Source organism: Enterobacter sp. EC_50 (genome assembly GCF_019584525.1).
Taxonomy (GTDB): domain Bacteria; phylum Pseudomonadota; class Gammaproteobacteria; order Enterobacterales; family Enterobacteriaceae; genus Enterobacter; species Enterobacter roggenkampii.
Genome location: NZ_VDAF01000003.1, coordinates 141,260 through 168,078, shown reverse-complemented (window position 1 = coordinate 168,078; position 26,819 = coordinate 141,260). Strand labels below are relative to the sequence as shown.

Genomic DNA, 26,819 nt, shown 5'->3' with positions numbered 1-26,819 from the left:
AATTCTCTTAGTAAACCAGTACGGCACGACGGTTTTTGGAGTAAGCCGCTTCGTCGTGACCCAGTACTGCAGGTTTTTCTTTACCGTAAGAAACGATGGAGATCTGGTCAGCAGAAACGCCTTTACCCTGCAGGTACATTTTAACAGCGTTAGCACGACGTTCACCCAGGGAGATGTTGTACTCTGGGGTACCACGTTCGTCCGCGTGACCTTCTACGGTGACTTTGTAAGATGGGTTGCTACGCAGGAAGTTAGCGTGCGCATCCAGCATCGCAGCGAAGTCAGAACGGATGTCGTATTTATCCAGATCGAAGTAAACGATGTTGTTCTGCTGCAGCTGCTGCATCTGAAGACGCGCCTGCTCTTCAGAAGACATGTTGCCATTGCCGTTCGCGTCCATACCGGTGCCGGCACCCATCATGCCTTCGCCGCTCTGGTCATTGCTGGCGTTCTTGTTAGAAGAACACGCTGCGATTGCCATTACAGGCAGAGCGATCATCAGCCCCTTCAGCACTTTGTTCAGTTGCATTTCTATGATTCCTTTAGTAATCAATTAATTATTATTTACAGATACGGCGACCAGGCAGGTGATTTTACCTGTCCATCAGTTGCCGGAATACGCGCTTTGAAACGCCCATCTGTAGAAACCAGATTCAGCACAGATCCCATCCCCTGAGAAGAGCTGTAGATTACCATAGTGCCGTTAGGTGCCAGACTTGGCGTTTCATCCAGGAACGTTGACGACAGAACTTGCACGCCACCCGCTACCAGATCTTGTTTGGCAATGTGCTGCTGCCCGCCGTTGGAGCTGACCATTACCATAAATTTACCGTCGCTGCTCACGTCTGAGTTCTGGTTCTGAGAACCTTCCCAGGTAATACGCTGCGGAGCACCGCCGTTAATATTGACTTTGTAGATTTGTGGACGGCCGGCCTGGTCAGAGGTAAACGCCAGGTTTTGACTGTCCGGGAACCATGAAGGTTCGGTGTTGTTGCTGCGACCGTCGGTCACCTGACGGATCTGGCCAGAGCCAATGTCCATCACGTACAGGTTCAGGCTACCGGTTTTAGACAACGCAAACGCCAGTTTAGAGCCGTCTGGAGAGAACGAAGGCGCACCGTTGTGACGTGGGAAAGACGCCACCTGACGAACCGCACCGTTTGCCAGCGTCTGGATAACCAGCGCAGAACGGCCGCTTTCGAAGGTCACATACGCCAGCTTAGAACCGTCCGGAGACCAGGCTGGAGACATCAGTGGCTGCGAAGAGCGTTTCACCAGGAACTGGTTGTAGCCATCGTAATCAGATACGCGCAGCTCATACGGGAATTGACCACCGTTGGTCTGCACCACGTACGCGATACGGGTACGGAACGCACCTTTAATGCCGGTCAGTTTTTCAAATACCGCATCGCTGGCAGCGTGTGCCGCGTAGCGCAGGTACTGCTTAGTGACCTTGTAAGAGTTCTGGGCCAGAACGGTACCTGGTGCACCGCCGGTATCCACCAGCTGCCAGGCCACGTTGTAAGAACCGTCCGGATTAGGGGTAACCTGACCCACAACCACGGCATCAATACCCAGTGCAGACCATGCTGCAGGCTGAACTTCCTGCGCGCTACCCGGCTGCTGAGGCAGGCGAGAACGATCTAACGGGTTGAATTTACCGCTGTTACGCAGGTCAGCCGCCACGATGCCACCGGCATCTTCAGGTGCAGCGCCAGGACCGGCCCACTGGAACGGAACAACACCGATTGGGCGTGCCGAGTCCACCCCCTGGGTGATCTCGATACGTACTTCTGCGTGCAGTACTGCTGCCCACAGCATTAAAAAACTAAATGCTACACGTAATGCCTGCTTCATCATATCTCCCTTATCCGGGTAACCTTACCCACGATAATTTAGCAGAATGTTAACAAACTCAAATAGACAAAACTACCCGCACCCTGTGACTAAACCTGGTCTATTTTTCCCCGTTTGCACGGGGAAAATGTAACTTAAGGTTTGAAGTCCAGCGGCGCATTTTTGAAGACTTCGTAGACTGCCTGCGAAGGCGGTTTAGGCATCTTCGCCTGACGCGCTGCAGCCAGGGCCGCAGTACATAAAGCCGGGTCGCCACCTTCAGACTTAATATCCAGCAGCATGCCGTCCGGAGCCAGTTTTATACGCAACGTACACGTTTTACCGGTATAGGAAGACGCATCATAGAATCGGCTTTCAATAGCGGATTTAATCTGCGCGGCATAACCGTTGATTTCAGCCCCTGTCGCACCGTTACTCTTAGTGTTACCACTTCCGGTCGGCGCTGCGTTGTTTCCTTTCGCCCCACCGCCCGTTTTCGGCGCATTCTTACCGGAGCTCAAATCGCCCAGCAGATCGTCAACCCCTGCGGCAGCAGCGGCTTTTTCAGCGGCGGCAGCCTTTTTAGCAGCCGCTTTTTCAGCTGCAGCTTTCTTATCGGCAGCGGCCTTCTCAGCTGCAGCTTTTTTGTCAGCAGCGGCTTTTTCGGCAGCTGCGGCTTTTTCTGCCGCGGCTTTTTCTGCCGCGGCTTTTTCTGCTGCTGCTTTCTCTGCAGCAGCCGCTTTCTTCGCGGCCTCGGCAGCAGCTTTCTTCTCTGCTTCCTGAGCGGCCTTCTTCGCGGCTTCCGCTTCTGCTTTCTTCTGAGCATCAGCTGCGGCTTTCTTCGCGGCTTCGGCTTCCGCTTTCTTCTGAGCATCAGCGGCCGCTTTCTTCGCCGCTTCGGCTTCCGCTTTCTTCTGGGCGTCAGCAGCCGCTTTCTTCGCCGCTTCTGCCGCTAATTTCGCCTGGGCATCAGCCTGTGCTTTCGCGTCCGCTGCGGCTTTTGCTACCGCCTCTTCCGCCTGCTTTTGCTGTTCCTGTGCTTTTTTCGCGGCCTCTTCGGCTTGTTTCTGCTGCTCTGCCTGCGCTTTCGCGGCTTCCTGCGCCTGCAAACGTTCTTTTTCAAGCTGCTTCAGACGTTCCTGCTCGGCAGCCTGCTTTTCACGCAGTTCTTCCGCTTGCTGTTGCGCCTGTTTTTCACGCTGCTCTTCAGCCCGTTTTGCACTCGCCTTCTGCTGCTGTTGGCGATTATAGTTCTGTACTACCGCACCGGGATCCACCATGACGGCGTCAATGGAAGATCCTCCACCGCCGCCGGCTGATGCATCAATATGCTCGTCGAACGAACTCCAGATCAGCGCTGCAAAGAGAATAACGTGCAGCACTGCGGAGACGATTATCGCTCGCTTAAGCTTGTCGTTCTGTTCGGTTGCCTTTGACACTATCGGTTCCCAAAAACTACGCGGATGATCAAATAGGTTGGGTCATTAAGCCAACTGACTTAACACCCGCACTATGTAGCAAGTTCAGCGCTTTAATAATTTCATCGTAGGGTACGTCTTTCGCGCCACCGATTAAGAAGACCGTTTTCGGATTTGACTCCAGGCGACGCTGCGCTTCGGCAATAACCTGCTCAGGTGGCAGCTGATCCATACGATCTTTTTCTACCACGACGCTGTATTGCCCTACGCCGGAAACCTCAATGATAACCGGAGGATCGTCATTGGTGCTCACAGCCTGTGATTCTGTCGCATCCGGCAGATCCACTTCCACGCTCTGGGTAATGATTGGCGCTGTTGCCATGAAGATCAGCAGCAGTACCAGCAGGACGTCCAGCAGTGGAACGATATTGATTTCGGACTTGAGCTCGCGACGACCTCGTCCACGCGATCTGGCCATGGTTTACCCCTTGTTGCTCTCGGTGCTGGTAAACGCCTGACGGTGCAGAATCGCAGTGAACTCTTCCATAAAGTTGTCGTAGTTCAGTTCCAGTTTGTTCACGCGCTGGTTCAGACGGTTGTAAGCCATAACCGCAGGAATTGCCGCAAACAGACCGATAGCGGTCGCAATCAGTGCTTCAGCGATACCCGGTGCAACCATCTGCAACGTGGCCTGCTTCACCGCGCCCAGCGCGATAAAGGCGTGCATGATCCCCCACACGGTACCAAACAGACCGATATACGGGCTGATGGAACCGACAGTACCGAGGAAAGGAATATGCGTTTCAAGGTTTTCCAGCTCGCGGTTCATGGAAATGCGCATCGCGCGCGAGGCACCTTCCACCACCGCTTCAGGCGCATGATTGTTTGCACGATGCAGACGGGCGAACTCTTTGAAGCCGCTATAGAAAATTTGCTCGGAGCCGGTCAGATTTTCACGACGTCCCTGGCTCTCCTGGTACAGACGAGAAAGCTCAATGCCCGACCAGAACTTATCTTCAAACGCTTCAGCCTCACGGCCAGCGGCATTGAGGATACGCGTTCTCTGGATGATGATGGCCCAGGATGCGATTGAAAAACCAATCAAAATCAACATGATAAGTTTAACCAGAAGGCTTGCCTTCAGGAACAAATCAAGGATATTCATGTCAGTCACTGCTTAAACTCCGCGACAATAGACTTAGGAAGCGCACGAGGCTTCATTATGGTTGGATCAACACAAACAATCAGCACTTCAGCTGAGTTCAGTACGGTATTCTCTGCGTTGACTATCCGCTGCGTGAAAACCAGTGAGGTCCCGCGCATTGATGTAATTTCAGTTTGGACTTCGAGCATATCGTCGAGTCTGGCAGGCGCAAAATACTCAAGCGTCATCTTGCGTACCACGAAGGCAACTCGCTCAGCCAACAGCACCTGTTGACTAAAGTGATGATGGCGCAGCATCTCTGTGCGTGCCCGTTCATAAAAAGCAACGTAGCTGGCGTGGTAAACCACACCACCGGCATCGGTATCTTCGTAATAGACACGAACCGGCCATCGAAACAGCGTTGTATTCACTTTACATCCCAGTAATGCAACAAAAGTTAGAGCTTTTAAACTTCGCTACTATACGCGCGGGAAAGATGGTTTGGAATGGGGGAAAGTAAACGGAGAGTAAATTTTTATGGGCTCGGGTAAGCCCATAACGTTAACGGACATTTCTTATTCAGAAGAAGAAGAAAATCAAACCGGCGAGTAGAACCAGATCGGCGATCGGCGGGCAAAAAATTCCCTGCCAGTGAACGGCTTTCGGACGAAAGCCCACGCCGTGGATCACACCTGCGCACACCGCCCACATGATGAGGAAGCCGTGCCAGATTTCAAGCTCGCTGGTTTTCGCTGCAAAGCGCGAAGGGTCCCAGAAGATACAGCCTGCCAGCAGTAATGCCATCACTAAAGAAAGCGCCCGTAACGGGCGCTTATCCATTACCGCGTAAAGTTTCGCGATAATATTCATCAGTGTTTTTCTTCACCCGCTTTGGTCGCTTCAACGTGCTCAAGCGCCAGGGCAGTGATGACACCAAATGCACAGGCAAGAAGCGTCCCTAAAATCCATGCGAAATACCACATATTCAGCTCCTTACTTAATACATAGAGTGGGTATTGCTTTCGATATGTTCTTTCGTGATGCGGCCGAACATTTTCCAGTAACACCAGATGGTGTAGGCCAGAACAATCGGAACGAACACGCAAGCAACATACGTCATCAGGTTCAGCGTCATATGGCTGGACGTTGCATCCCACATGGTCAGGCTAGCATTCAGCATGGTGCTGGATGGCATGACGAATGGGAACATCGCAATACCCGCCGTCAGGATGATGCATGCCAGAGTCAGTGAAGAGAACACGAACGCCAGCGCGCCTTTTTCCAGACGAGACGTCAACATGGTCAGCAGCGGCAGCAGCACGCCCAGCGCCGGGATCGCCCACAGCACAGGGGTAGTGTTGAAGTTCACCAGCCATGCTCCCGCCTGACGCGCCACTTCTTTGGTCAGCGGGTTAGACGGTGCGGTGTGGTTAATGGCAGACGTCACCACGTAGCCATCAATGCCGTACACCACCCACACACCGGCCAGCGCGAAGCAGACCAGCGTAACCAGCGCAGCAACCTGAGCCGTCGCGCGGGAGCGCAGATGCAGCTCGCCCACGGTACGCATCTGCAGGTAGGTTGCGCCCTGAGTGATGATCATCGCCACGCTGACGACACCGGCCAGCAGACCAAACGGATTCAGCAGCTGGAAGAAGTTACCGGTGTAGTAAAGACGCATGTACTCGTCCAGGTGGAACGGTACGCCCTGCAGCAGGTTACCGAACGCCACGCCGATCACCAGCGGTGGAACGAAGCTACCAATGAAGATGCCCCAGTCCCACATGTTGCGCCAGCGGGTATCTTCAATCTTCGAACGGTAGTCGAAACCGACCGGACGGAAGAATAAAGAGGCCAGCACCAGAATCATCGCCACATAGAAACCGGAGAACGCAGCCGCGTAGACCATCGGCCAGGCAGCGAACAGCGCGCCGCCTGCGGTGATCAGCCACACCTGGTTACCGTCCCAGTGCGGGGCGATGGAATTGATCATGATTCGACGCTCGGTGTCATTACGACCGAGGAAACGGGTGAGCATCCCCACCCCCATGTCGAAACCATCCGTGACGGCGAAACCGATCAGCAGAACGCCAACCAGCAGCCACCAGATAAAACGCAATACTTCATAATCGATCATTTGATGACTCCTGTCTTAGCGTGCCGGCTGAGTAGTCGCAGTGGACTGCTCGTAGTGATAGCGACCGGTTTTCAGGCTGCTTGGGCCAAGGCGCGCGAACTTGAACATCAGGAACAGTTCAGCCACCAGGAACAGGGTGTACAGACCACAAATCAGCAGCATGGAGAAGATCAGGTCGCCTGCGGTCAGGGACGAGTTCGCTACCGCCGTTGGCAGCACCTCACCGATCGCCCATGGCTGACGGCCATATTCCGCCACAAACCAGCCGGACTCAATCGCGATCCACGGCAGTGGAATACCGTACAGCGCGGTGCGCAGCAGCCATTTTTTCTCGCCGATGCGGTTGCGAATCACGGACCAGAAGGACGCCGCAATGATCAGCAGCATGATGATGCCGCAGCCCACCATGATACGGAATGCGAAGTACAGTGGCGCAACGCGTGGAATTGAGTCTTTGGTTGCCATCTGGATCTGCGCTTCCGTCGCATCAGAAACGTTCGGGGTATAACGCTTCAGCAGCAGACCGTAACCCAGATCTTTCTTCACGTCGTTAAACTGATCGCGAACGGCCTGGTCGGTAGAACCGGCACGCAGCTGTTCCAGCAGCGAGTAGGCTTTCATACCGTTACGGATACGCTCTTCGTGCTGCACCATCAGCTCTTTCAGACCCGTCACCTGCTTATCAACAGAACGGGTGGCGATGATACCCAGCGCGTAAGGGATTTGAATAGCGAAGCGGTTTTCCTGCGCGTCCTGATCGGGAATACCGAACAGCGTAAAGGCAGCAGGTGCCGGCTGGGTTTCCCATTCGGCTTCGATAGCGGCCAGTTTGGTTTTCTGCACGTCGCCCATTTCGTAACCGGATTCATCACCCAGAACAATAACAGAGAGAATCGCAGCCATACCGAAACTTGCAGCGATAGCAAAGGAGCGCTTGGCGAACGCGAAGTCACGACCGCGCAGCATGTAGTAAGAACTGATACCCAGTACAAACATCGCGCCGCACACATAGCCAGAAGCGACGGTGTGAACGAATTTAACCTGAGCAACCGGGTTCAGGACCAGCTCGGCAAAGCTGACCATCTCCATACGCATGGTTTCGAAGTTGAAATCAGACGCGATAGGGTTCTGCATCCAGCCGTTCGCGACCAGGATCCACAGCGCGGACAGGTTCGAACCTAATGCCACCAGCCAGGTCACCGCCATATGCTGGACTTTACCCAGACGGTCCCAACCGAAGAAGAACAGACCTACAAAGGTGGATTCAAGGAAGAATGCCATCAGACCTTCAATGGCCAGCGGCGCACCGAAGATATCCCCTACATAGTGGGAATAGTAAGACCAGTTAGTCCCGAACTGGAACTCCATGGTCAGACCGGTTGCCACGCCCAGTGCGAAGTTGATACCAAACAACTTGCCCCAGAACTTGGTCATATCTTTATAAATCTGTTTGCCGGAGAGAACGTATACCGTTTCCATGATGGCCAGCAGGAACGCCATACCGAGCGTCAGTGGCACAAACAGGAAGTGGTACATCGCGGTCAAGGCAAACTGTAAGCGCGACAGTTCGACTATATCTAACATCATGACTCCTTGCTCATCGCATGAAGACTCCGAGAGTGAACCCCGTTAGAAAGAGATCCACACGCATGCCCCAATACAAATTATTCGCATCCTTGTCGTCGTTATTACCCTGAAGGAGGATAAAAACGATGACGTGAGGTTACAAATACGTTAATAAAAAACTCAAATTGATACCGCAAATATAATACGCTGCAAAACCCTTACAATAAACAGGTTTTTATTGAATCACATTTACGTTTTTCGACGGTGATCAATTTATAGCAAAATTACCACTTTTCGGCCATTTTGATCGGGAACAATTTAGCGCTTTTCAGCACCTTTTTCCAAGGATTAAACTTTGATTTAAATCAAAAACAAACCTTGATGTTAACTATGTTTAATCGTGGTGAGAATGGTAAAAACCATGTTAATGATATGTGCATGTAAAGATGTGATTGGTTATCGAAGACGAAAAAAAATATAAACAGAAGTGATTTTAATTAACGCGAAACAAAAGCCTCATTTCGATGCGCGGCAAACAATAAAGCATAGTCGGGCCGGGTTATTTTTCCACGGCATTTATGCAACCCTTCGCAATTACATTTATTTTACTTTTGTCACCCCATAACTTAACACTGCGGCGTGACTATTTAATGAAAAAGGCCGCAAACAGTGCAGCCTTTTAATGATATCAGCGATTCTCAGGCAAGAAGAAGGCTAAAGGTTCGCGACTGTCCCGGTCTGAACGCCCCGACAATCCCTTCGTCTTCACCGTGGTCCATCAGCCGTTCATTCATGTCCGTTTCGCAGCACCGCTTCACCGCCGGATTGACGGATAGCGTCGCGTCACATGCACTGGACTGTGAAGGGTTGAACAGACGAAGAATGAGCTCATCACGATCTTCCGCTTTTTTGATCGCACTGAGTACGCATCCCGTTGGCGAAAGCGCTAACAGGCTGTAACTTTCCGGCATGGTCAACGACGCGCGATTCAGCTTCATTGCATCCCAGGGGATCTTGTTATAACACTGCACCGGCGTTAACCACGATTGAGCCTGCTGCGCGACACCCGCGTTTTCCGGCGTGCCGCTGAAGCTGAAGAGGCTAAAGCGACAGCTTAGCGGACCACGCACCTGAGCGTCCGGGACCGGCATTTTGATACCGGATGGTCTGCCGGGGCGCAGGAGCAGATCTTCTTTGCCGAGTACCCCCACGCCGCGCAGCAAGGTCAGAGCAAATGCCTTTTGTTCATCGCCCACGACTTCAAATTCACGCAGCCCCTCGGTAAATAGCGCAAGCCCGTTTCGTTTTTCCTGCAGGACGGCGTAGTTGAGTAAATTCCAGACGGGAACCGGCGCTTCTTTCCACCCCTCCTCCTGCCAGTTTTGCATCGCCGCGTCCTGCACCGGACGAGAGATCGTGCCAAACTGCGTATCCGCTAACACCTCCCGGGTCGCAAACGGCGTTGGGATGAGCACGCGAACGCGGTGGTCGTCGGCCTGATTATCCAGTCGCACCGCCACGTCAATGCGTCTGCTGTTGCGGCTTAGCGTAATTTCAAATTCAGCGCCGAGGTAGCCGTTTCGCTGGCGCGCCGCGCGTTCCGCCAGGTTCGCCGGAACGGCGATTCGATGGCGGATAACTGCCCTGCTCTGCCAGCCTTCATGCGTAACCTCAAATTCATGCTCGCCCTGCGCGGAAGTGAGTCTCCACTCTTCCCGCGAAGGCGAGTAGTCGTACTCATCGCCATCATCCGAGCTCTCTTCGATTTCCAGCACGCGGTCATAAATAAGCCCGGTTTCTTTATCGCGCAGGCGCAGCGAACCATCGTCATTTACGTCAATCTGCCAGAAGGCGTTTTCAAGTAAGGAGGCGGTATTTTCCCCCGGAGAGAGCACCTTCCCGGCCACGTTAGGTTCGATAAACAGCGTACGGTAGCCCATCGACGGCAATATCTGGCTGAGCTGAATATCAAACTCCATAAACGGTTCGTAATTGCCGTAGTGAACAATCTGTCGGTCAATGAGGCCCGGGTCGAGCTCGCGCGCGCTGCGGATGAAATACGGGATCTCGTTGCCTTTGTCATCCCGCAGACGGAACTGGCTGGCGCGCAGTCGAATCGTGGTGTTCATCACCTCCTCACGCGGCCAGGGCATCAGATTGAACATCACCAGCTTATCGGCATCGCTTTGCGGCATGTTGTCGACAATCTTGCGCATATAGAAACGCGCCAGGTTGTCTGCCATGTCCTCAGCCAGCTCGAAGCGGGAGACAATCTCGCGATGCACCTTGTCGCTGCAGCAGCAGCCGATGCTGTCGTGAGCGTGGTTTTTGAGGATCTCTTTCCACATCTTCTCCAGCAGGCCGTGGTGGTAGTCGAAGCCCAGCGTCCAGGCAAGCGTCGCCAGCGGCTCGAGGATGTTGACAATTTTGTTCTCAATACGCGCATGGGCGATTTTGATATCCATGCGCGTGGAGCCGATGGTCCGGTGCACGCGCATGTATTTCCCGTCGATAAACTCACCTTTTAAGGTCGCCAGGTCATCGCGGTGCGCGTCGATGCAATCAAAGACCTCCTCAAACCGGCTCATCACAAATTGACGCTGCGGATAGATTTCACGCAGCTTCTCCATCACCGCGAAAATGTTCTGCTGCAGCGGCATCTGGTCGTGGCCGTTGGGCAGCAAAATCGCTTTAGTAACGGACGCCTTTTCCAGAACCTCGAAATAGCTGTCGAGCCGTTTTCGCAGCCCCGCTTCGTCCTCCGGTAAGTACTTACCAATCGCGTAGCCCAGCGGCAGCACCTGTGCCGTCACTTCACTGCCGTCCTGGCTCTGCCAGAGAAATTCGGTTTTATCGGTCCCGTGGCGTTCAGAACAACCGCGCCAGAACATCGTGCGGGTAATGCCAAACCCGTTATAGATATGCGGAAGCTGGCCGGACATGCCAAACGAATCCGGCAGATAGCCGATCTTCATCGGCTCGCCGAAGGCCATACAATCCCGGATGCCGTACATCAGGTTGCGGACAATCGACTCGCCGCTCACGATCGTGGTATCGGTCTGGGTATACCAGGGGCCGATAATCAGCTTTCCACGCTCGACAAGCGCCTTCACGCGAGAGCGGTTTTCGGGCACAACGGCAAAATAATCCTCCAGAACAGCCGTCTGTCCATCGAGAACATAGTATTTGTACTCATCATCCTGCTCCAGCCGGGTCAGGATCTCTTCCATATTATTGACCAGAAGAATACGCGACTCTTCGGTGGTGAAGTACCACTCACGGTCCCAGTGCATATGCGGCGTGATATGAACGCGAGATACAGCTTTCATCTTCGTTTCCTGTTTGTGCGTTTTTACGATAAGGCGTCTTCAGTGACGTAGTTGCCCTTTTTTACCGCCTGGCGTCGCCAGAGCAGCAGAACCAGGGTGGAGATAGCGGTCCCCACCAGCGCCGCGCCAAACCAGCCCGCCGCAGCAACCACACCGCCCAACCCGGCATCGTGAAGTAAAAAGAGAGAGAAAATCCCGGCCCCCGGCGTAGACAACCCGATCCCCATCGCACCGACAGCCGCGCCTGTCACCATGGATCCGAGTACAAATGAGCCAATGACGCGAAGCGGGTCTTCAATCGCCATCGGAATCGCCCCTTCGGTAATGCCCGCGAGGCCGAGCAGCCAGGTCGATTTACCGGTTTCAATTTCAAACGACTTAAACAGCTTCGGTGCCAGCATCGTTGACGCCGTGACGGTGAAGGCTGAGACCATTTTGACGGAAGCAAAGATCGCATAGGGACCGTATACCCCGTTCGCCATCGCCCCCAGGCAAAACGCGTAAGAGGCTTTGTTGACCGGGCCACCCAAATCGAATGAGCACATAAACCCGAGGATTGCCCCCAGAAGCAGCGCATTCGCGCCGGAGAGACCGTTAAGCCAGACGGTGAGCGTGTTATTAAGCCAGGCCACCGGTTCGCCAATCACAAACAGCATCAGGCTGCCCGCGCCCAGCACGCCAATCACCGGATAGAGATAAAAAGTCAGAAAGCCGTTGTAGCGGCTACTGAGCCGGATGTGGTTTTTCACCCAGCGCATCAGATAGCCCGCGATCAGCCCGCCGACGATAGCGCCGAGAAAACCAGAGCCGATCATGTTGGCAGCCAGACCGGCCGCAAAGCCCGGCGTCAGCGCGGGTTTATCCGCCAGCGAGTAGGCGGTGTAGGCCGACAGGACAGGCACCATCAAAATGCCGAGCATGCCGCCGCCAAGCTTGCGGTACATCCACAGCCACGAGTTTTCCTGGTCAAACAGGTGCTGCAGGCCAAGGATTTGCGCCAGCAGTACCGATACGGCCAGCACCGTACCGCCGGCGACGATCAGCGGCACCGCAAAAGAGATGCCGCTGAGAAGCGCCTGCTTGAGTTCAGTTTTAACGCGCTTTTTCGTTTCGGTATCGGCCTGCGCATGGCGCGCATCGGTAGAAGGCTTTAGCGCCAGCGCGCGCTCAATCAACGCTTCAGCATGACGCAGGGGTTCCGCAACGGGCACGGAAATGGCGGGGATCCCCTGAAAGCGCTCGCTCTCTTTGATCGCCACTTCTGCGGCAAAAATACACGCTTTCGCCTCCAGCAACTGCTGGGCAGGAATGCGCCCTTCTATACCATTCGCCCCCTGCTTTTCGACCACCACGTTGACGCCGAGCTTACGTCCCGCTTTTTCCAGGTACTCTGCGGCCATATAGGTATGCGCGATCCCCGCCGGACAGGCGGTGACACAGACGACGGTTGGTGCATTCACCCGCGTAGCAGCCTCGTCTTCCTTCGAGACACCGTTCAGCGCATCAAGCAGATCCTCTGCCGTCTCAGCAGCCATAACGCGTTCCCGGAGGGCATCATCGGCCAGGCGAGACGTCAGCGCCGTCAGCACCTGGATATGCGTGGATCCCGCTTCAGCTGGCGGGATGGCAAGCAGGACGATCAGCTCTACCTGTTCAGGGCCGTCCACCCCCTCCCACTCCAGCGGTTCGCGCAGCGTAGCAACCGCAAAAGCCGCTTCGTTCACCGCGCTCGATTTACCATGCGGGACAGCCAGCCCTTCACCCAGCGCGGTCGGCCCCTGAGATTCGCGGCGGTAGACCTCCGCCAGAAATGCATCGCCATCGGTAATTTTGCCCAGCGCCACCAGCCGCATTGTAAGCTGGCGAATGGCCTCATCACGGCTGGCATAGTGTGCCTGCACGCAGACAGCACTGGTGTGGGTCAGAGTCGTCAGGTTCATAAGATCCTCACACATACGTTGTTATTGTCTGGCGGCAATTGTGGCAGGTCATACAATACATTTATGTGATCATTTTCACTAACAACGCAAATTTGTATTTAAGTTGTATTATTTACAAATTTTAAGCGGGAGGCATAATTCCATGAAAAGGTATTAGAAAGGCAGATTCGATGGGTAACAAACCGATGTACCGGCAAATAGCCGATGCGCTTCGCGAAAAAATCAGTGCGGGAGAGTTAAAGCCTGGCGATGCGTTACCGACGGAATCCAGCCTTCAGGAGGCATTCAACGTGAGTCGCGTCACGGTGAGACAGGCGCTGAAGCTGCTTACGGAAGAGCAGATCGTCGCGAGCATTCAGGGCAGCGGCACCTACGTAAAAGAAGAGCGCGTCAATTACGACATTTACCAGCTCACCGGGTTTTACGAAAAACTGGCGGACCGGAACGTGGATACCCACAGTGAGGTGAGCATTTTCGAAGTGCTGAAAGCCGATGCAAAACTTGCCGAAAAGCTGAATCTCTCTCATGACGATAAAGTCTGGCACGTCAAACGCGTCCGCTTTATCAAACAAAAACCGGTAAATCTGGAAGAAACGTGGATGCCGCTGGCCCTGTTCCCCGACCTCACCTGGGAAGTGATGGAGAATTCGAAATACCACTACGTTGAGCAGATCAAAAAGCTGGTTATCGATCGCAGCGAGCAGGAGCTGGTGCCGATCATGCCGTCAGAGGAGGCGATCGCCGCGCTGTCGCTCGATCCGGCAAAGCCGATCCTGGAAAAAGTCTCCCGCGGGTTTCTGAAGGACGGGCGGGTATTTGAATACAGCCGCAACGTGTTCAATACCGATGATTACAAGTTCACGCTAGTCGCCAGACGCAGGCAATAAAAAAGGCCGCTTTACAGCGGCCAACCATGTCGAAACGGACATTTTTATACTGCAACGCCCCCCTTTCGGGAAGCAGAGAGGACTTACTTAATGATGGATTTCAGTGCTTCGCCGATGTCCGCCAGGCTGCGAACGGTCTTCACGCCTGCGGCTTCCAGCGCTGCGAATTTCTCATCAGCCGTACCCTTACCACCGGCAATGATCGCGCCTGCGTGACCCATACGCTTGCCTTTCGGCGCAGTCACACCCGCGATGTAACCCACTACTGGCTTGGTCACGTGTTCTTTGATGTAAGCAGCCGCTTCTTCTTCCGCGCTACCACCGATCTCACCGATCATCACGATCGCTTCGGTCTGTGGATCTTCCTGGAACAGCTTCAGGATGTCGATGAAGTTAGAGCCCGGGATCGGGTCACCGCCGATGCCCACGCAGGTGGACTGGCCGAAACCGTAGTCGGTGGTCTGCTTAACCGCTTCATAGGTCAGGGTACCGGAACGGGACACGATGCCCACTTTACCCGGCTTGTGAATGTGGCCCGGCATGATGCCGATTTTGCATTCGCCCGGGGTGATAACGCCTGGGCAGTTCGGGCCGATCATACGCACGCCAGCTTCATCCAACTTCACCTTCACGGTCAGCATATCCAGCGTTGGGATACCTTCGGTGATGGTGATGATCAGTTTGATGCCTGCGTCGATCGCTTCCAGAATAGAGTCTTTGCAGAACGGCGCCGGAACGTAGATCACGGTCGCGGTTGCGCCCGTCGCTTCTACGGCTTCACGCACGGTGTTGAACACCGGCAGGCCCAGGTGGGTGGTGCCGCCTTTACCTGGCGTTACGCCGCCAACCATCTGCGTGCCGTAGGCAATCGCCTGTTCGGAGTGGAAAGTCCCCTGGCTACCGGTGAAGCCCTGGCAGATAACCTTGGTATCTTTATTAATTAAAACTGACATTATTTCCCCTCCACTGCGGCAACAACCTGCTGAGCTGCATCCGTCAGACTTTTCGCTGCAATAATATTCAGGCCGCTGTCAGCCAGTTTTTTCGCGCCGAGTTCAGCGTTGTTACCTTCCAGACGCACAACCACCGGAACGTTAACACCCACTTCTTCTACCGCACCGATGATACCGTCGGCGATCAGGTCGCAACGGACGATGCCGCCGAAGATGTTAACCAGAACGGCCTTCACGTTGTCGTCGGAGAGAATGATTTTGAACGCTTCGGTTACGCGCTCTTTGGTTGCGCCACCGCCCACGTCGAGGAAGTTCGCTGGCTCACCGCCGTGCAGCTTAACGATGTCCATGGTGCCCATCGCCAGGCCCGCACCGTTAACCATGCAGCCGATGTTACCGTCCAGCGCCACGTAGTTCAGTTCCCACTGTGCTGCCTGCGCTTCACGCGGGTCTTCCTGAGACTGGTCGCGCATTTCGCGCAGATCCGGCTGGCGGAACAGCGCGTTGCCGTCAGCGCCCAGCTTGCCGTCGAGGCAGATCAGATCGCCCTGGGTCGTGATCACCAGCGGGTTGATCTCGATCAGCGCCAGATCGCGCTCCAGGAAGATGGTCGCCAGACCCATGAAGATCTTGGTGAACTGCTGAACCAGTTTACCTTCCAGACCCAGCTTGAACGCCAGCTCGCGACCCTGGTAAGGCATTGGGCCCGCCAGCGGATCGATAGCCACTTTGTGGATCAGGTGCGGAGTCTCTTCCGCCACTTTTTCGATTTCCACGCCGCCTTCGGTAGACGCCATGAACACCACGCGACGGGAGCTACGGTCAACCACCGCGCCCAGATACAGCTCTTTCGCGATGTCGGTTGCCGCTTCAACCAGGATCTGGTTAACCGGCTGGCCGTTCGCGTCTGTCTGGTACGTTACCAGACGCTTGCCGAGCCAATGTTCAGCAAACGCACGAATCTCTTCTTTGCTCTTAACAACCTTCACACCGCCCGCTTTACCACGGCCACCAGCGTGAACCTGACACTTAACTACCCACGGGCCGGAACCGATTTTAGATGCGGCTTCTTCTGCTTCACGCGGGGTAGTACAGGCATAACCCACCGGAGCCGGTAAGCCATACCGGGCAAACAGCTGTTTGGCCTGATATTCATGTAAGTTCATGTGTTCTATCCATCCTTCAGGGTAATCGTTATCTTCAAACCTGTAGACCGGCGCAGCGTGTGCCGGTCTACGGGGCAGGTGATGCTAAATCGTGACTAGACGTCCAGCAGCAGACGCGTTGGATCTTCGAGCAGCTCTTTAATGGCTACCAGGAAGCCCACGGACTCGCGGCCGTCGATCAGGCGGTGGTCGTAAGAGAGCGCCAGGTACATCATCGGCAGGATCTCAACTTTACCGTCTACCGCCATAGGACGATCTTTGATGGCATGCATACCCAGGATCGCGCTCTGCGGCGGGTTAATGATCGGGGTAGACATCAGCGATCCGAAGACGCCGCCGTTGGTAATGGTGAAGTTACCGCCGGTCAGGTCGTCTACGGTCAGCTTGCCGTCGCGGCCTTTCACGGCCAGTTCTTTAATGTTTTTCTCGATGTCGGCCATACCCAGGGTATCCACATCACGCAGAACCGGGGTCACCAGGCCACGTGGGGTCGAAACCGCCATGCTGACGTCGAAGTAGTTGTGGTAAACCACGTCATCGCCATCGATGGACGCGTTCACTTCCGGGTAGCGTTTCAGCGCCTCAACCACCGCCTTCACGTAGAAGGACATAAAGCCCAGACGGATACCGTGACGTTTTTCAAACGCGTCACCGTACTGCTTACGCAGGTCCATGATTGGCTTCATGTTCACTTCGTTGAAGGTAGTCAGCATCGCGGTAGAGTTTTTCGCTTCCAGCAGACGCTCGGCCACGCGCTTACGCAGGCGAGTCATCGGCACGCGTTTTTCGCTGCGAGCGCCCAGAGCAGGCTGTGCTGCCGGTGCTGCCGCAGGGGCTTTCGCTTCCGCCTGAGCAGGCGCTTTCGCCAGATGCTTGTCGATGTCTTCACGGGTCAGACGACCGCCCACACCGGTGCCTTTAATGGCTGCCGGGTCAAGGCTGTGTTCCGCCAGCAGGCGACGGATCGCCGGGCTGAGGGCGTCGTTAGACTGCTCTTCCAGAGAGGCCTGCTGGCGCTGCGCTGGCGTAGACGCTTTCTCTTCAGACTTCGCGCTGGACTCTTTGCCCGCGCTGTTGCCTTCACGCAGGCGACCCAGGATCTGACGAGAGGTGACGGTGGTGCCTTCGTCTTCCAGCACCGCGTCCAGAACGCCATCCGCCGAAGCCGGTACTTCCAGTACCACTTTGTCAGTTTCGATTTCTACCAGCACTTCATCGCGCTTAACGGCATCGCCTGGTTTTTTGTGCCAGGTAGCGACGGTCGCATCTGCTACAGATTCAGGCAGGTCGGGAACAAGAATATCTACGCTACTCATTATGTATCCTTTAATTAATCGACGTTCAGCGCGTCATTGACCAGATCTTGTTGCTGCTTCTGGTGAACGGACATATACCCTACCGCCGGAGAGGCGGAGGCCGGGCGACCTGCATAGCGCAGGGCTGACCCAAATGGAATCACTTCACGGAAATGATGCTGGCTGCAGTACCATGCGCCCTGGTTGAGCGGCTCTTCCTGGCACCAGACAAAATCATGAACGTGAGCGTACGGTTTCAGCGCTTCCTGCACCGCCTGGTGCGGGAACGGATAAAGCTGTTCGATACGCACGATGGCGACATCTTTCTGATCGTTCTTACGGCGCTGTTCCAGCAGGTCGTAATAAACCTTACCAGAACACATCACCACACGCTTCACGGCCTGCGGATCCAGCTCGTCAATTTCACCGATGGCTGGCAGGAAGGTACCGTTCGCCAGCTCTTCCAGGCTGGACACCGCCAGCGGGTGACGCAGCAGGGATTTCGGCGACATGACCACCAGCGGACGACGCATACCGCGCAGCGCCTGACGACGCAGCATGTGGTAAACCTGCGCCGGGGTCGACGGCACGCAAACCTGCATGTTCTGCTCGGCGCAGAGCTGCAGATAACGTTCCAGACGCGCGGAGGAGTGCTCCGGACCCTGGCCTTCATAGCCGTGCGGCAGCAGCATCACCAGGCCACACATACGGCCCCATTTCTGCTCGCCGGAGGAGATGAACTGGTCGATAACCACCTGCGCACCGTTGGCGAAGTCACCGAACTGCGCTTCCCAGATGGTCAGGGTGCGCGGTTCTGCCGTGGCGTAACCGTATTCGAAAGCCAGTACCGCTTCTTCAGACAGCACGGAGTCCCAGACCTTGAACTGGCCCTGACCGTTGTGCACGTGCTGCAGCGGGGTGTAGGTTGAACCGTTAGACTGGTTGTGAACCACCGCGTGACGGTGGAAGAAGGTGCCACGGCCCGCATCTTCACCGGACAGACGAACAGGAATGCCTTCGTCAACCAGCGTCGCGTAAGCCAGCGTTTCCGCGCCGCCCCAGTCGAACAGCTTCTCGCCTGCCGCCATGGCCTGACGGTCAGCATAAATTTTCGCCACGCGAGACTGCATCTCGATAGCGTCCGGCACGGTGCTGATGCGTTTAGCCAGCTCCTGCAGGCGCTTCATCTCCACCTTGTTCGGATAGCTCTCATCCCACTCGTGGTTGAGGTACGGCGACCAGGTAAAGGAGTGCATGTTCATCGGGCGCAGCTCTTTCACTACGCATTCACCCGCGTCCAGCGCGTCGCGGTAGAGGTTGACCATTTCGGTCGCATCTTCCAGCGTCGCCACTTTGTCGCTTTCCAGCTTGTCAGCATAGATTTTGCGCGGGGTCGGGTGTTTTTTGATTTTCTGGTACATCAGCGGCTGGGTTGCACTTGGCTCATCCGCTTCGTTGTGGCCGTGACGGCGGTAGCAGAAGAGGTCAATGAACACATCGCGTTTGAAGGTGTTACGGAAGTCCAGCGCCAGACGGGTCACGAAAGCCACGGCTTCCGGGTCATCCGCGTTAACGTGGAAGATCGGCGCCTGAACCATCTTACCGATGTCGGTGCAGTACGGGGTAGAACGTGCGTCAAGCGGGTTAGAGGTGGTGAAGCCCACCTGGTTGTTGATCACAATGCGAACGGTACCGCCCACTTCATAACCACGCGCTTTGGACATGTTCAGGGTTTCCTGCACCACGCCCTGCCCTGTCACCGCCGCATCACCGTGGATGGTGATTGGCAGAACTTTGTTGCTGCTCGGCTCGTCCAGACGATCCAGACGCGCGCGCACGGAACCGATAACCACCGGGCTGACGATCTCGAGGTGCGACGGGTTAAACGCCAGCGCCAGGTGAACCAGACCGCCTTCGGTTTCGATATCTGACGAGAAGCCCATGTGGTACTTCACGTCGCCGGTGCCGAGGTGTTCTTTATGTTTGCCTGCGAATTCGTCGAACAGGTCCTGCGGTTTTTTACCCAGCACGTTGACCAGTACGTTCAGACGACCACGGTGTGCCATGCCCAGCACCACTTCACGGGTGCCGCTCTTGCCTGCGTGACGAATCAGCTCTTTCAGCATCGGCACCAGGGCGTCACCGCCTTCCAGCGAGAAGCGTTTTGCGCCCGGGAACTTCGCGCCCAGATAGCGCTCAAGGCCTTCCGCTGCGGTCAGTTCGCTGAGGAAGCGTTTTTTCTCGTCAGCCGAGAAGGTCGCGTGGCCCGCTACGGATTCGATGCGCTGCTGGATCCAGCGCTTCTCTTCGGTAGAGGTAATGTGCATGTATTCCGCGCCGATGGAGCCGCAGTAGGTTTGCTTGAGCGCGTCAATCAGATCGCCCAGCTTCATCGTGTCTTTGCCGATGGCAAAGGAACCTACGTTAAAGCTTTCCTGGAAATCGGCCTCGGTCAGATCGTGATACGCCGGATCGAGATCGGCCACACGGTCTTGTTTCCACAGTCCCAGCGGATCGAGATTCGCATGCTGGTGACCACGGAAGCGATAAGCGTTGATAAGCTGCAGGACTTTAACCTGCTTCGCATTGGTGTCAGGGTCGGAAATCGCAGAAGAGTAACGTGAGGCATCCTTCGCCAGACGACGGAAATAATCACGTGTTTTGGAATGGAATTGATCCGGTTTGACCCCTGTACCAGGCAACTGCTGGAACATGGAACGCCAGTTTGCGTCCACTGAGTCAGGATCGGTTAAGAAGTCTTCATAGAGCTGTTCTATCCAGCTCTGGTTGGCACCAGAGAGGTAAGAAGAGTCCAGCCAGGCTTTCATTGCGCCGTTCTGCATCGTGATCCCTTAAGCATTTTTATGCTTACTTTCGCCGTAGAAACTACCACGCACACCACGTGTACGTGCCGGGGTTCACCTGCGAGCTCTTTTCATTTGGCCCGCGAAGGAACCTTTAGAAACTGTCTGGACTTCAGGGTAGTACAGGGCAGTTTTTAAAGGTTTCTGCATTTTGCCCGGTGGCGCTACGCTTACCGGGCCTACAGTTTCGTAGGCCGGATAAGCGCAGCGCCATCCGGCAACGTTACTTACGCACTGCGCTGCAGCAGCATCGACTTAATATGGCCGATGGCGCGCGTCGGGTTCAGCCCCTTCGGACACACACTGACGCAGTTCATGATGCTATGGCAGCGGAATACGCTGAAAGCGTCACTCAGTCCTTCCAGACGGCTGTCGGTTTCGGTGTCGCGGCTATCGATCAGGAAGCGATAGGCAGCCAGCAGACCGGCCGGGCCGATAAACTTGTCCGGGTTCCACCAGAACGACGGGCAGGACGTAGAACAGCATGCGCAGAGAATACACTCGTACAGACCATCGAGTTTTTCACGCTGCTCAGGAGACTGTAAGTGCTCACGAGCCGGTGGATTTTGCCCATTATTCAATAAGTAAGGCTTAATCTTCTCATATTGTGCATAGAATTGCCCCATGTCTACCACCAAATCACGCACGACCGGCAGGCCTGGCAGAGGACGGATAACAATTTTCTGACCAGGACGCTGCAACGCTGAAATTGGCGTGATGCAGGCCAGGCCATTTTTGCCGTTCATGTTCACACCGTCAGAACCACACACCCCTTCACGGCAGGAGCGACGGAACGAGAGGGTTGGATCTTTTTCTTTCAGCTGGATTAAGGCATCCAGCAGCATCATGTCGCGACCTTCTTCCGCTTCCAGGGTGTAGTCCTGCATGCGCGGAGCGTCATCAACATCCGGGTTATAACGATAAACTGAGAATTCGAGTTTCATTATCCTGTCTCCGCATTAGTAAGTACGAATCTTCGGCGGGAACGCCGGACGCAGTTTCGGTTCCATGTTGACGCTACGACGCGTCATGGTTTCCGACTCTGGCAGATACAGGGAATGGCACAGCCAGTTTTCGTCATCACGTTCCGGGAAGTCGAAGCGGCTATGCGCGCCACGGCTTTCGGTACGGAAGTTTGCCGACATCGCGGTCGCGAACGCGGTTTCCATCAGGTTATCCAGCTCCAGGCACTCAACGCGCTGGGTGTTGAACTCGCTGGAGGTGTCGTCCAGACGGGCATTTTTCAGACGCTCGCGGATCGCTTTCAGCTGCTCAAGACCTTTGGCCATCGCGTCGCCTTCGCGGAATACCGAGAAGTTGTGCTGCATGCATTCCTGCAGCGCTTTACGGATTTCCACCGGATCTTCGCCGTTACGGTTGCCGTTCCAGCGGTTGAGGCGCTCAAGAGAGGCATCAATTTCGTCGGCGGTCGCGTCACGCAGCGCGCCCTGCTCGGCAATGGATTCCTGCAGATGCAGACCCACTGCGCGACCAAACACCACCAGATCCAGCAGCGAGTTGCCGCCCAGACGGTTTGCGCCGTGTACGGATACGCAGGCAATTTCGCCCACCGCGAACAGGCCAGGAATGACCACGTCTTCGCCCTGCTCGTTCACGGTCAGCGCCTGACCGGTCACTTTGGTCGGAATACCGCCCATCATGTAGTGGCAGGTTGGGATAACCGGAATCGGCTCTTTCACCGGATCGACGTGCGCGAAGGTGCGGGACAGTTCCAGGATGCCCGGCAGACGGGACTCCAGCACTTCTTTACCCAGGTGGTCGAGCTTCAGCTTGGCGTGTGGACCCCAAGGGCCGTCACAGCCGCGGCCTTCACGGATTTCGATCATGATGGAACGCGCCACCACGTCACGACCCGCCAGGTCTTTCGCATTCGGGGCATAACGCTCCATGAAGCGCTCGCCGTGTTTATTCAGCAGGTAGCCACCTTCACCACGGCAGCCTTCTGTTACCAGCACGCCTGCACCGGCGATGCCGGTTGGGTGGAACTGCCACATCTCCATATCCTGCACCGGCACGCCCGCGCGGATAGCCATACCGACACCGTCACCGGTGTTGATGTGGGCGTTGGTAGTGGACTGGTAAATACGGCCTGCACCGCCGGTCGCCAGCACGGTTGCGCGGGCTTTGAAGTAGACCACTTCACCGGTTTCGATGCACAGCGCGGTACAACCAACGATGGCGCCATCGGCGTTTTTCACCAGATCCAGCGCATACCATTCGGAGAAGATGGTGGTGTGGTTTTTCAGGTTCTGCTGATACAGGGTGTGCAGCAGCGCGTGACCGGTACGGTCAGCCGCCGCCGCGGTGCGTGCCGCCTGCTCGCCGCCGAAGTTTTTCGACTGGCCGCCAAACGGACGCTGATAGATGGTGCCATTTTCCAGACGGGAGAACGGCAGACCCATGTGGTCCAGCTCCAGAATCGCTTCCGGGCCAGTTTTACACATATATTCGATGGCATCCTGGTCGCCGATGTAATCGGAACCTTTTACCGTGTCATACATGTGCCATTCCCAGTTATCTTCATGGGAGTTACCCAGCGCAACGGTAATACCGCCCTGCGCAGACACAGTATGGGAACGGGTTGGGAAGACTTTAGAGAGCAGCGCACAGCTCTGGCCACTCTGGGAAATTTGCAGTGCGGCACGCATACCTGCGCCACCGGCACCAATCACAACAGCATCAAATTCTCTGACTGGCAGTTTCATTACACACCCCACACCACAACGAATCCATAAATAACGTAAACCACCAGTGCAACGACAATGGCCAGCTGCAGTGGAAGGCGAATCGCCAGCGGTTTAACGTAATCGGTCAACACCTGCCACATGCCAATCCAGGCATGAATAAGGATGGAGAAAAGGGCCAGCAGGGTGAACACTTTGGTGAAGGCGGATCCGAAGAACCCACTCCAGATTTCCCACGTCAGCGTGCCGCTGGTCGCGAAGAAACCGATCATATAGATGATGTAGAGGGTGAGAACGATGGCGGTAGCACGGACCAGAATGAAGTCATGTACGCCGTTGCGTCCTAATGCGGAGGCGTTGCTTACCATACGAGAACTCCTGCGAGAAGTGAAAGCACGACTGTAATCACAAATGAAATGTTAGCGGAGCGTTTCCCGGCTTCGAAGGTCTCTTCCAGGTAGCCAAAGTCCATCAGCATATGGCGAACACCCACCACAACGTGGTACGCCAGTGCGGTCAGAATGCCCCACATGATGAATTTCACGAAGAAGCTGTTCATGATGGCAGAGGCCTGGAGGAATCCTTCAGGGGAAGAGAGGCTGGTGCCCAGTAACCACAGCAGAATACCGACCGCCACAAACGTAATCACACCAGAAACACGGTGCAGAATGGACGCTATTGCTGTTACGGGGAACCGGATCGTTTTCAGATCCAGATTGACAGGTCTTTGTTTTTTCACATTTCTTATCATGAATAACGCCCACATGCTGTTCTTATTGTTTCCTTCCTCCGGACTGCGATGCGGGTCAGACAGCGTTCCTTTTCTATAACTGCGCGTCATGCAAAACAGTGCTTCCAGATGCTTAAACGACACATTACAACGCTGGGTGGCTCGGGATTGCAGGGTGTTCCGGAGACCTGGCGGCAGTATAGGCCGTTCACAAAATCATTACAATTAACCTACATACAGTTTGTCGGGTTTTCTCTGGAACAGTGATCAGGGTCACGATAACAACATCTTTTTAATTTTTAATCATCTGATTTGACAAATGTTAAACAATATTGTTACAAACGTCATCAGAAAAGGCATATAATGCGCAAAAGTTATGAGGTCTCTCTTTCACCTGACAAATAGTTATGTAACAGTGTGATGGTATTGACCGAAGTTATCAGGACAGTTATTAGTGATATACAGGTTTGAATAATTCGGACTGCAAAAACGCTGATTTGCTGTTGTTTCACTGATATTTCATTCGTTTACCTGCAAGGCGCCATAGCTCTGTACCCTGGTTTGTCCTCGTGAGCTGAGCGGTAAGCCAAATAACAATCTGGTAACGGTGATTAACAGCTGAAAGCAAATCCGGTAAAGCGCAGTCTTAAGCATAAGGCGCTAAGGAGACCGTAAATGGCTGATACAAAGGCAACGCTCACCCTAAATGGTGACACTGCTATTGAACTGGATGTGCTAAAAGGCACGCTCGGTAAGGATGTTATTGATATCCGTACGCTGGGTTCCAAAGGGGTATTCACCTTTGACCCTGGATTTACCTCTACCGCATCTTGCGAATCCAAAATCACCTTTATCGACGGTGACGAAGGTATCCTGCTCCATCGCGGCTTCCCTATCGATCAGTTAGCCACCGAATCCAACTACCTGGAAGTGTGCTACATCCTGCTGAACGGCGAAAAACCGACGCAGGCACAGTTCGATGAATTTAAAACCACCGTGACCCGTCACACCATGATCCATGAGCAGATTACCCGTCTGTTCCATGCGTTCCGTCGTGACTCTCACCCAATGGCGGTGATGTGCGGTATTACCGGTGCGCTGGCAGCGTTCTACCACGACTCCCTTGACGTGAATAACCCGCGTCACCGTGAAATCGCCGCTTACCGTCTGCTGTCCAAAATGCCGACCATGGCGGCGATGTGTTACAAATACTCTATCGGCCAGCCGTTTGTGTATCCGCGTAACGACCTCTCCTACGCGGGCAACTTCCTGCGCATGATGTTCTCCACGCCGTGCGAAGAGTACGAAGTGAACCCGGTTCTGGAACGCGCGATGGACCGTATTCTGATCCTGCATGCTGACCACGAACAGAACGCCTCGACCTCAACCGTTCGTACCGCAGGCTCTTCAGGCGCGAACCCGTTCGCCTGTATCGCTGCGGGCATCGCCTCCCTGTGGGGACCGGCGCACGGCGGCGCGAACGAAGCGGCGCTGAAGATGCTGGAAGAGATCAGCACCGTTGAGCACATTCCTGAGTTCGTGCGTCGCGCGAAAGACAAGAATGACTCCTTCCGCCTGATGGGCTTCGGTCACCGTGTTTACAAAAACTATGACCCGCGCGCCACCGTGATGCGTGAAACCTGCCACGAAGTGCTGAAAGAGCTGGGTACAAAAGATGACCTGCTGGAAGTGGCGATGGAGCTGGAACACATCGCGCTGAACGACCCGTACTTCATCGAGAAGAAACTCTACCCGAACGTCGATTTCTACTCTGGCATTATTCTGAAAGCGATGGGCATTCCGTCTTCCATGTTCACCGTGATCTTCGCCATGGCCCGTACCGTAGGCTGGATTGCGCACTGGAACGAAATGCACAGCGAAGGCATGAAGATCGCCCGTCCTCGTCAGCTGTATACCGGCTACGAGCAGCGTGATTTTAAGTCTGACCTGAAGCGCTAAAAGTTAAGCCCGGTGGCGCTACCGCTTACCGGGCCTACAAATGCGAAACGTAGGCCGGGTAAGGCGTAGCCGCCACCCGGCTTGTTTATTTTTGACAATGTGGACACCAGTAAAAGGGTCTCGAAGAGAGCATAATCCTGTCGATAATCCCGCCGCACCGCTCGCACTTCTTCCCCGCCCGATGAAACACCTTGAACCGGAACAGCGCCCCGTGGTGCTTGTTTTCATCTACGATGCCACGCGTGTTGTACGACAGCCGCGGGATGTCCAGCAGCGCGTGGGACAGCGCCTCCAGCTGTTCATCGCTCAGCTGAGAAGCTTTGTGCTGCGGTGCCAGCCCGACTTCCCAGAGGATCTCCACCCGCAGGTAGTTGCCAAGCCCGGCGAGAAAGGCCTGGTCAAGGAACAGGCCGGAAAACTGCCGGTTGCGGAATGGGGGCGATAGCAGTCGGGCCTTCACGTCGCTCGCCGTCAGGCGCATATCCAGCACGTCCGGCCCAACCCGCTGTAAGAACGGGTGCGTGAGCAACTGCTCAGGCGTTAACATTTCGATATCAGAGGCGCTATAGAGCAGGATCGCCTTATCCGCCGTTTGCAGCCTGACGCGCAGCACGCGGGTCGTTTGCGGCTGTTCACCCGCCTCCACCACGCGCCACACGCCGTAAAGCTGGTTATGGCTATATAACGTCAGGTTATGGGAAAAGTGCGTGAGCAACGCTTTGCCGCGCGTTTCAATATGCGTTACCGACTGCCCTACCAGCTGTGATTCAAACGGTTTCAGTTGAGGAAAAGCAAACCAGACCTCCGTCAGCGGTTTGCCCTTTATCGCCGCCTCGAGGCTATCCGCCGCGCGGCGGATCTCCGGGCCTTCTGGCATTTTTCTGTCCTTT

General features: G+C 55.0%; 23 protein-coding genes. 2 read left to right on the top strand and 21 right to left on the bottom strand.

The genetic code is table 11. The annotated features are described in order from the left end of the window. Positions 1-7: 7 nt before the first annotated feature. From pal to mngA, 12 genes are all read right to left on the bottom strand, one after another. On the bottom strand, positions 8-529 hold the full coding sequence (gene pal, locus FHC48_RS04095) for a peptidoglycan-associated lipoprotein Pal (protein ID WP_003858578.1): 522 nt from the start codon (positions 527-529) through the stop codon (positions 8-10). A 35-nt stretch (positions 530-564) separates the two neighbouring features. After that, complete coding sequence (gene tolB, locus FHC48_RS04090; protein ID WP_008501103.1) at positions 565-1,857, bottom strand: Tol-Pal system beta propeller repeat protein TolB; 1,293 nt, start codon at positions 1,855-1,857, stop codon at positions 565-567. A 134-nt stretch (positions 1,858-1,991) separates the two neighbouring features. Continuing rightward, positions 1,992-3,275, bottom strand: coding sequence for a cell envelope integrity protein TolA (tolA, locus tag FHC48_RS04085; protein ID WP_059365181.1), 1,284 nt, complete (start codon positions 3,273-3,275; stop codon positions 1,992-1,994). Positions 3,276-3,303: 28 nt separating this feature from the next. Beyond that, entirely contained in the window at positions 3,304-3,732 is a 429-nt protein-coding gene (gene tolR, locus FHC48_RS04080; protein ID WP_003858589.1) for a colicin uptake protein TolR, read from the bottom strand. A gap of 3 nt (positions 3,733-3,735) precedes the next feature. Then, positions 3,736-4,428 carry a Tol-Pal system protein TolQ gene (gene tolQ, locus FHC48_RS04075; protein WP_008501101.1) on the bottom strand — a complete coding sequence of 231 codons (693 nt, stop codon included), beginning with the start codon at positions 4,426-4,428 and terminating at the stop codon, positions 3,736-3,738. Continuing rightward, entirely contained in the window at positions 4,425-4,829 is a 405-nt protein-coding gene (gene ybgC, locus FHC48_RS04070; RefSeq protein WP_003858593.1) for a tol-pal system-associated acyl-CoA thioesterase, read from the bottom strand. Before ybgC ends, tolQ begins: the two co-directional genes overlap by 4 nt. Positions 4,830-4,977: 148 nt before the next feature. Further along, positions 4,978-5,268 carry a cyd operon protein YbgE gene (gene ybgE / locus FHC48_RS04065; RefSeq protein WP_023618885.1) on the bottom strand — a complete coding sequence of 97 codons (291 nt, stop codon included), beginning with the start codon at positions 5,266-5,268 and terminating at the stop codon, positions 4,978-4,980. Continuing rightward, positions 5,268-5,381, bottom strand: a complete 114-nt coding sequence (gene cydX, locus FHC48_RS04060; RefSeq protein WP_003858598.1) for a cytochrome bd-I oxidase subunit CydX — start codon at positions 5,379-5,381, stop codon at positions 5,268-5,270. Before cydX ends, ybgE begins: the two co-directional genes overlap by 1 nt. Positions 5,382-5,395: 14 nt before the next feature. After that, positions 5,396-6,535: a cytochrome d ubiquinol oxidase subunit II gene (cydB, locus tag FHC48_RS04055; RefSeq protein ID WP_008501099.1), complete on the bottom strand. Its 1,140-nt coding sequence runs from the start codon at positions 6,533-6,535 to the stop codon at positions 5,396-5,398. Positions 6,536-6,550: 15 nt separating this feature from the next. Beyond that, on the bottom strand, positions 6,551-8,119 hold the full coding sequence (cydA, locus tag FHC48_RS04050) for a cytochrome ubiquinol oxidase subunit I (RefSeq protein WP_008501098.1): 1,569 nt from the start codon (positions 8,117-8,119) through the stop codon (positions 6,551-6,553). Between the two features lie 680 nt (positions 8,120-8,799). Next, positions 8,800-11,430, bottom strand: a complete 2,631-nt coding sequence (gene mngB / locus FHC48_RS04045) for a mannosylglycerate hydrolase (protein ID WP_059365180.1) — start codon at positions 11,428-11,430, stop codon at positions 8,800-8,802. A gap of 23 nt (positions 11,431-11,453) precedes the next feature. Next, positions 11,454-13,370, bottom strand: coding sequence for a PTS 2-O-a-mannosyl-D-glycerate transporter subunit IIABC (mngA, locus tag FHC48_RS04040; protein WP_059365179.1), 1,917 nt, complete (start codon positions 13,368-13,370; stop codon positions 11,454-11,456). Between the two features lie 170 nt (positions 13,371-13,540). On the opposite strand from mngA, the gene FHC48_RS04035 reads away from it, so the two are divergent. Continuing rightward, positions 13,541-14,257, top strand: a complete 717-nt coding sequence (locus FHC48_RS04035; RefSeq protein ID WP_059365178.1) for a GntR family transcriptional regulator — start codon at positions 13,541-13,543, stop codon at positions 14,255-14,257. A gap of 83 nt (positions 14,258-14,340) precedes the next feature. Here the strand turns inward: FHC48_RS04035 and sucD are convergent, their stop codons facing one another. From sucD to sdhC, 8 genes are all read right to left on the bottom strand, one after another. Further along, positions 14,341-15,210, bottom strand: a complete 870-nt coding sequence (sucD, locus tag FHC48_RS04030) for a succinate--CoA ligase subunit alpha (RefSeq protein WP_008501094.1) — start codon at positions 15,208-15,210, stop codon at positions 14,341-14,343. Further along, complete coding sequence (sucC, locus tag FHC48_RS04025; RefSeq protein WP_006809579.1) at positions 15,210-16,376, bottom strand: ADP-forming succinate--CoA ligase subunit beta; 1,167 nt, start codon at positions 16,374-16,376, stop codon at positions 15,210-15,212. Before sucC ends, sucD begins: the two co-directional genes overlap by 1 nt. A gap of 95 nt (positions 16,377-16,471) precedes the next feature. Further along, complete coding sequence (gene odhB / locus FHC48_RS04020) at positions 16,472-17,692, bottom strand: 2-oxoglutarate dehydrogenase complex dihydrolipoyllysine-residue succinyltransferase (RefSeq protein WP_008501093.1); 1,221 nt, start codon at positions 17,690-17,692, stop codon at positions 16,472-16,474. Positions 17,693-17,706: 14 nt separating this feature from the next. Continuing rightward, complete coding sequence (gene sucA, locus FHC48_RS04015; RefSeq protein WP_008501092.1) at positions 17,707-20,514, bottom strand: 2-oxoglutarate dehydrogenase E1 component; 2,808 nt, start codon at positions 20,512-20,514, stop codon at positions 17,707-17,709. Between the two features lie 248 nt (positions 20,515-20,762). Further along, positions 20,763-21,479, bottom strand: a complete 717-nt coding sequence (sdhB, locus tag FHC48_RS04010) for a succinate dehydrogenase iron-sulfur subunit SdhB (RefSeq protein WP_008501090.1) — start codon at positions 21,477-21,479, stop codon at positions 20,763-20,765. A gap of 15 nt (positions 21,480-21,494) precedes the next feature. Further along, positions 21,495-23,261, bottom strand: a complete 1,767-nt coding sequence (gene sdhA, locus FHC48_RS04005; protein ID WP_220418764.1) for a succinate dehydrogenase flavoprotein subunit — start codon at positions 23,259-23,261, stop codon at positions 21,495-21,497. Continuing rightward, positions 23,261-23,608: a succinate dehydrogenase membrane anchor subunit gene (sdhD, locus tag FHC48_RS04000; RefSeq protein ID WP_008501088.1), complete on the bottom strand. Its 348-nt coding sequence runs from the start codon at positions 23,606-23,608 to the stop codon at positions 23,261-23,263. The genes sdhA and sdhD overlap by 1 nt, the downstream gene beginning before the upstream one ends. Further along, on the bottom strand, positions 23,602-24,006 hold the full coding sequence (sdhC, locus tag FHC48_RS03995; RefSeq protein WP_020684965.1) for a succinate dehydrogenase cytochrome b556 subunit: 405 nt from the start codon (positions 24,004-24,006) through the stop codon (positions 23,602-23,604). The genes sdhD and sdhC overlap by 7 nt, the downstream gene beginning before the upstream one ends. A gap of 639 nt (positions 24,007-24,645) precedes the next feature. On the opposite strand from sdhC, the gene FHC48_RS03990 reads away from it, so the two are divergent. Beyond that, complete coding sequence (locus FHC48_RS03990) at positions 24,646-25,929, top strand: citrate synthase (RefSeq protein ID WP_059365177.1); 1,284 nt, start codon at positions 24,646-24,648, stop codon at positions 25,927-25,929. A gap of 85 nt (positions 25,930-26,014) precedes the next feature. Here the strand turns inward: FHC48_RS03990 and nei are convergent, their stop codons facing one another. After that, on the bottom strand, positions 26,015-26,806 hold the full coding sequence (gene nei / locus FHC48_RS03985; RefSeq protein WP_059365176.1) for an endonuclease VIII: 792 nt from the start codon (positions 26,804-26,806) through the stop codon (positions 26,015-26,017). Between the last annotated feature and the right edge of the window lie 13 nt (positions 26,807-26,819).

Bases quoted from the DNA above. Each gene is read 5' to 3' on its own strand.
- pal (WP_003858578.1), bottom strand. From the start codon at position 529: ATGCAACTGAACAAAGTGCTGAAGGGGCTGATGATCGCTCTGCCTGTA.
- tolB (WP_008501103.1), bottom strand. From the start codon at position 1,857: ATGAAGCAGGCATTACGTGTAGCATTTAGTTTTTTAATGCTGTGGGCA.
- tolR (WP_003858589.1), bottom strand. From the start codon at position 3,732: ATGGCCAGATCGCGTGGACGAGGTCGTCGCGAGCTCAAGTCCGAAATC.
- ybgE (WP_023618885.1), bottom strand. From the start codon at position 5,268: ATGAATATTATCGCGAAACTTTACGCGGTAATGGATAAGCGCCCGTTA.
- cydX (WP_003858598.1), bottom strand. From the start codon at position 5,381: ATGTGGTATTTCGCATGGATTTTAGGGACGCTTCTTGCCTGTGCATTT.
- cydB (WP_008501099.1), bottom strand. From the start codon at position 6,535: ATGATCGATTATGAAGTATTGCGTTTTATCTGGTGGCTGCTGGTTGGC.
- cydA (WP_008501098.1), bottom strand. From the start codon at position 8,119: ATGTTAGATATAGTCGAACTGTCGCGCTTACAGTTTGCCTTGACCGCG.
- mngB (WP_059365180.1), bottom strand. From the start codon at position 11,430: ATGAAAGCTGTATCTCGCGTTCATATCACGCCGCATATGCACTGGGAC.
- mngA (WP_059365179.1), bottom strand. From the start codon at position 13,370: ATGAACCTGACGACTCTGACCCACACCAGTGCTGTCTGCGTGCAGGCA.
- FHC48_RS04035 (WP_059365178.1), top strand. From the start codon at position 13,541: ATGGGTAACAAACCGATGTACCGGCAAATAGCCGATGCGCTTCGCGAA.
- sucD (WP_008501094.1), bottom strand. From the start codon at position 15,210: ATGTCAGTTTTAATTAATAAAGATACCAAGGTTATCTGCCAGGGCTTC.
- sucC (WP_006809579.1), bottom strand. From the start codon at position 16,376: ATGAACTTACATGAATATCAGGCCAAACAGCTGTTTGCCCGGTATGGC.
- odhB (WP_008501093.1), bottom strand. From the start codon at position 17,692: ATGAGTAGCGTAGATATTCTTGTTCCCGACCTGCCTGAATCTGTAGCA.
- sucA (WP_008501092.1), bottom strand. From the start codon at position 20,514: ATGCAGAACGGCGCAATGAAAGCCTGGCTGGACTCTTCTTACCTCTCT.
- sdhB (WP_008501090.1), bottom strand. From the start codon at position 21,479: ATGAAACTCGAATTCTCAGTTTATCGTTATAACCCGGATGTTGATGAC.
- sdhA (WP_220418764.1), bottom strand. From the start codon at position 23,261: ATGAAACTGCCAGTCAGAGAATTTGATGCTGTTGTGATTGGTGCCGGT.
- sdhD (WP_008501088.1), bottom strand. From the start codon at position 23,608: ATGGTAAGCAACGCCTCCGCATTAGGACGCAACGGCGTACATGACTTC.
- sdhC (WP_020684965.1), bottom strand. From the start codon at position 24,006: ATGTGGGCGTTATTCATGATAAGAAATGTGAAAAAACAAAGACCTGTC.
- FHC48_RS03990 (WP_059365177.1), top strand. From the start codon at position 24,646: ATGGCTGATACAAAGGCAACGCTCACCCTAAATGGTGACACTGCTATT.
- nei (WP_059365176.1), bottom strand. From the start codon at position 26,806: ATGCCAGAAGGCCCGGAGATCCGCCGCGCGGCGGATAGCCTCGAGGCG.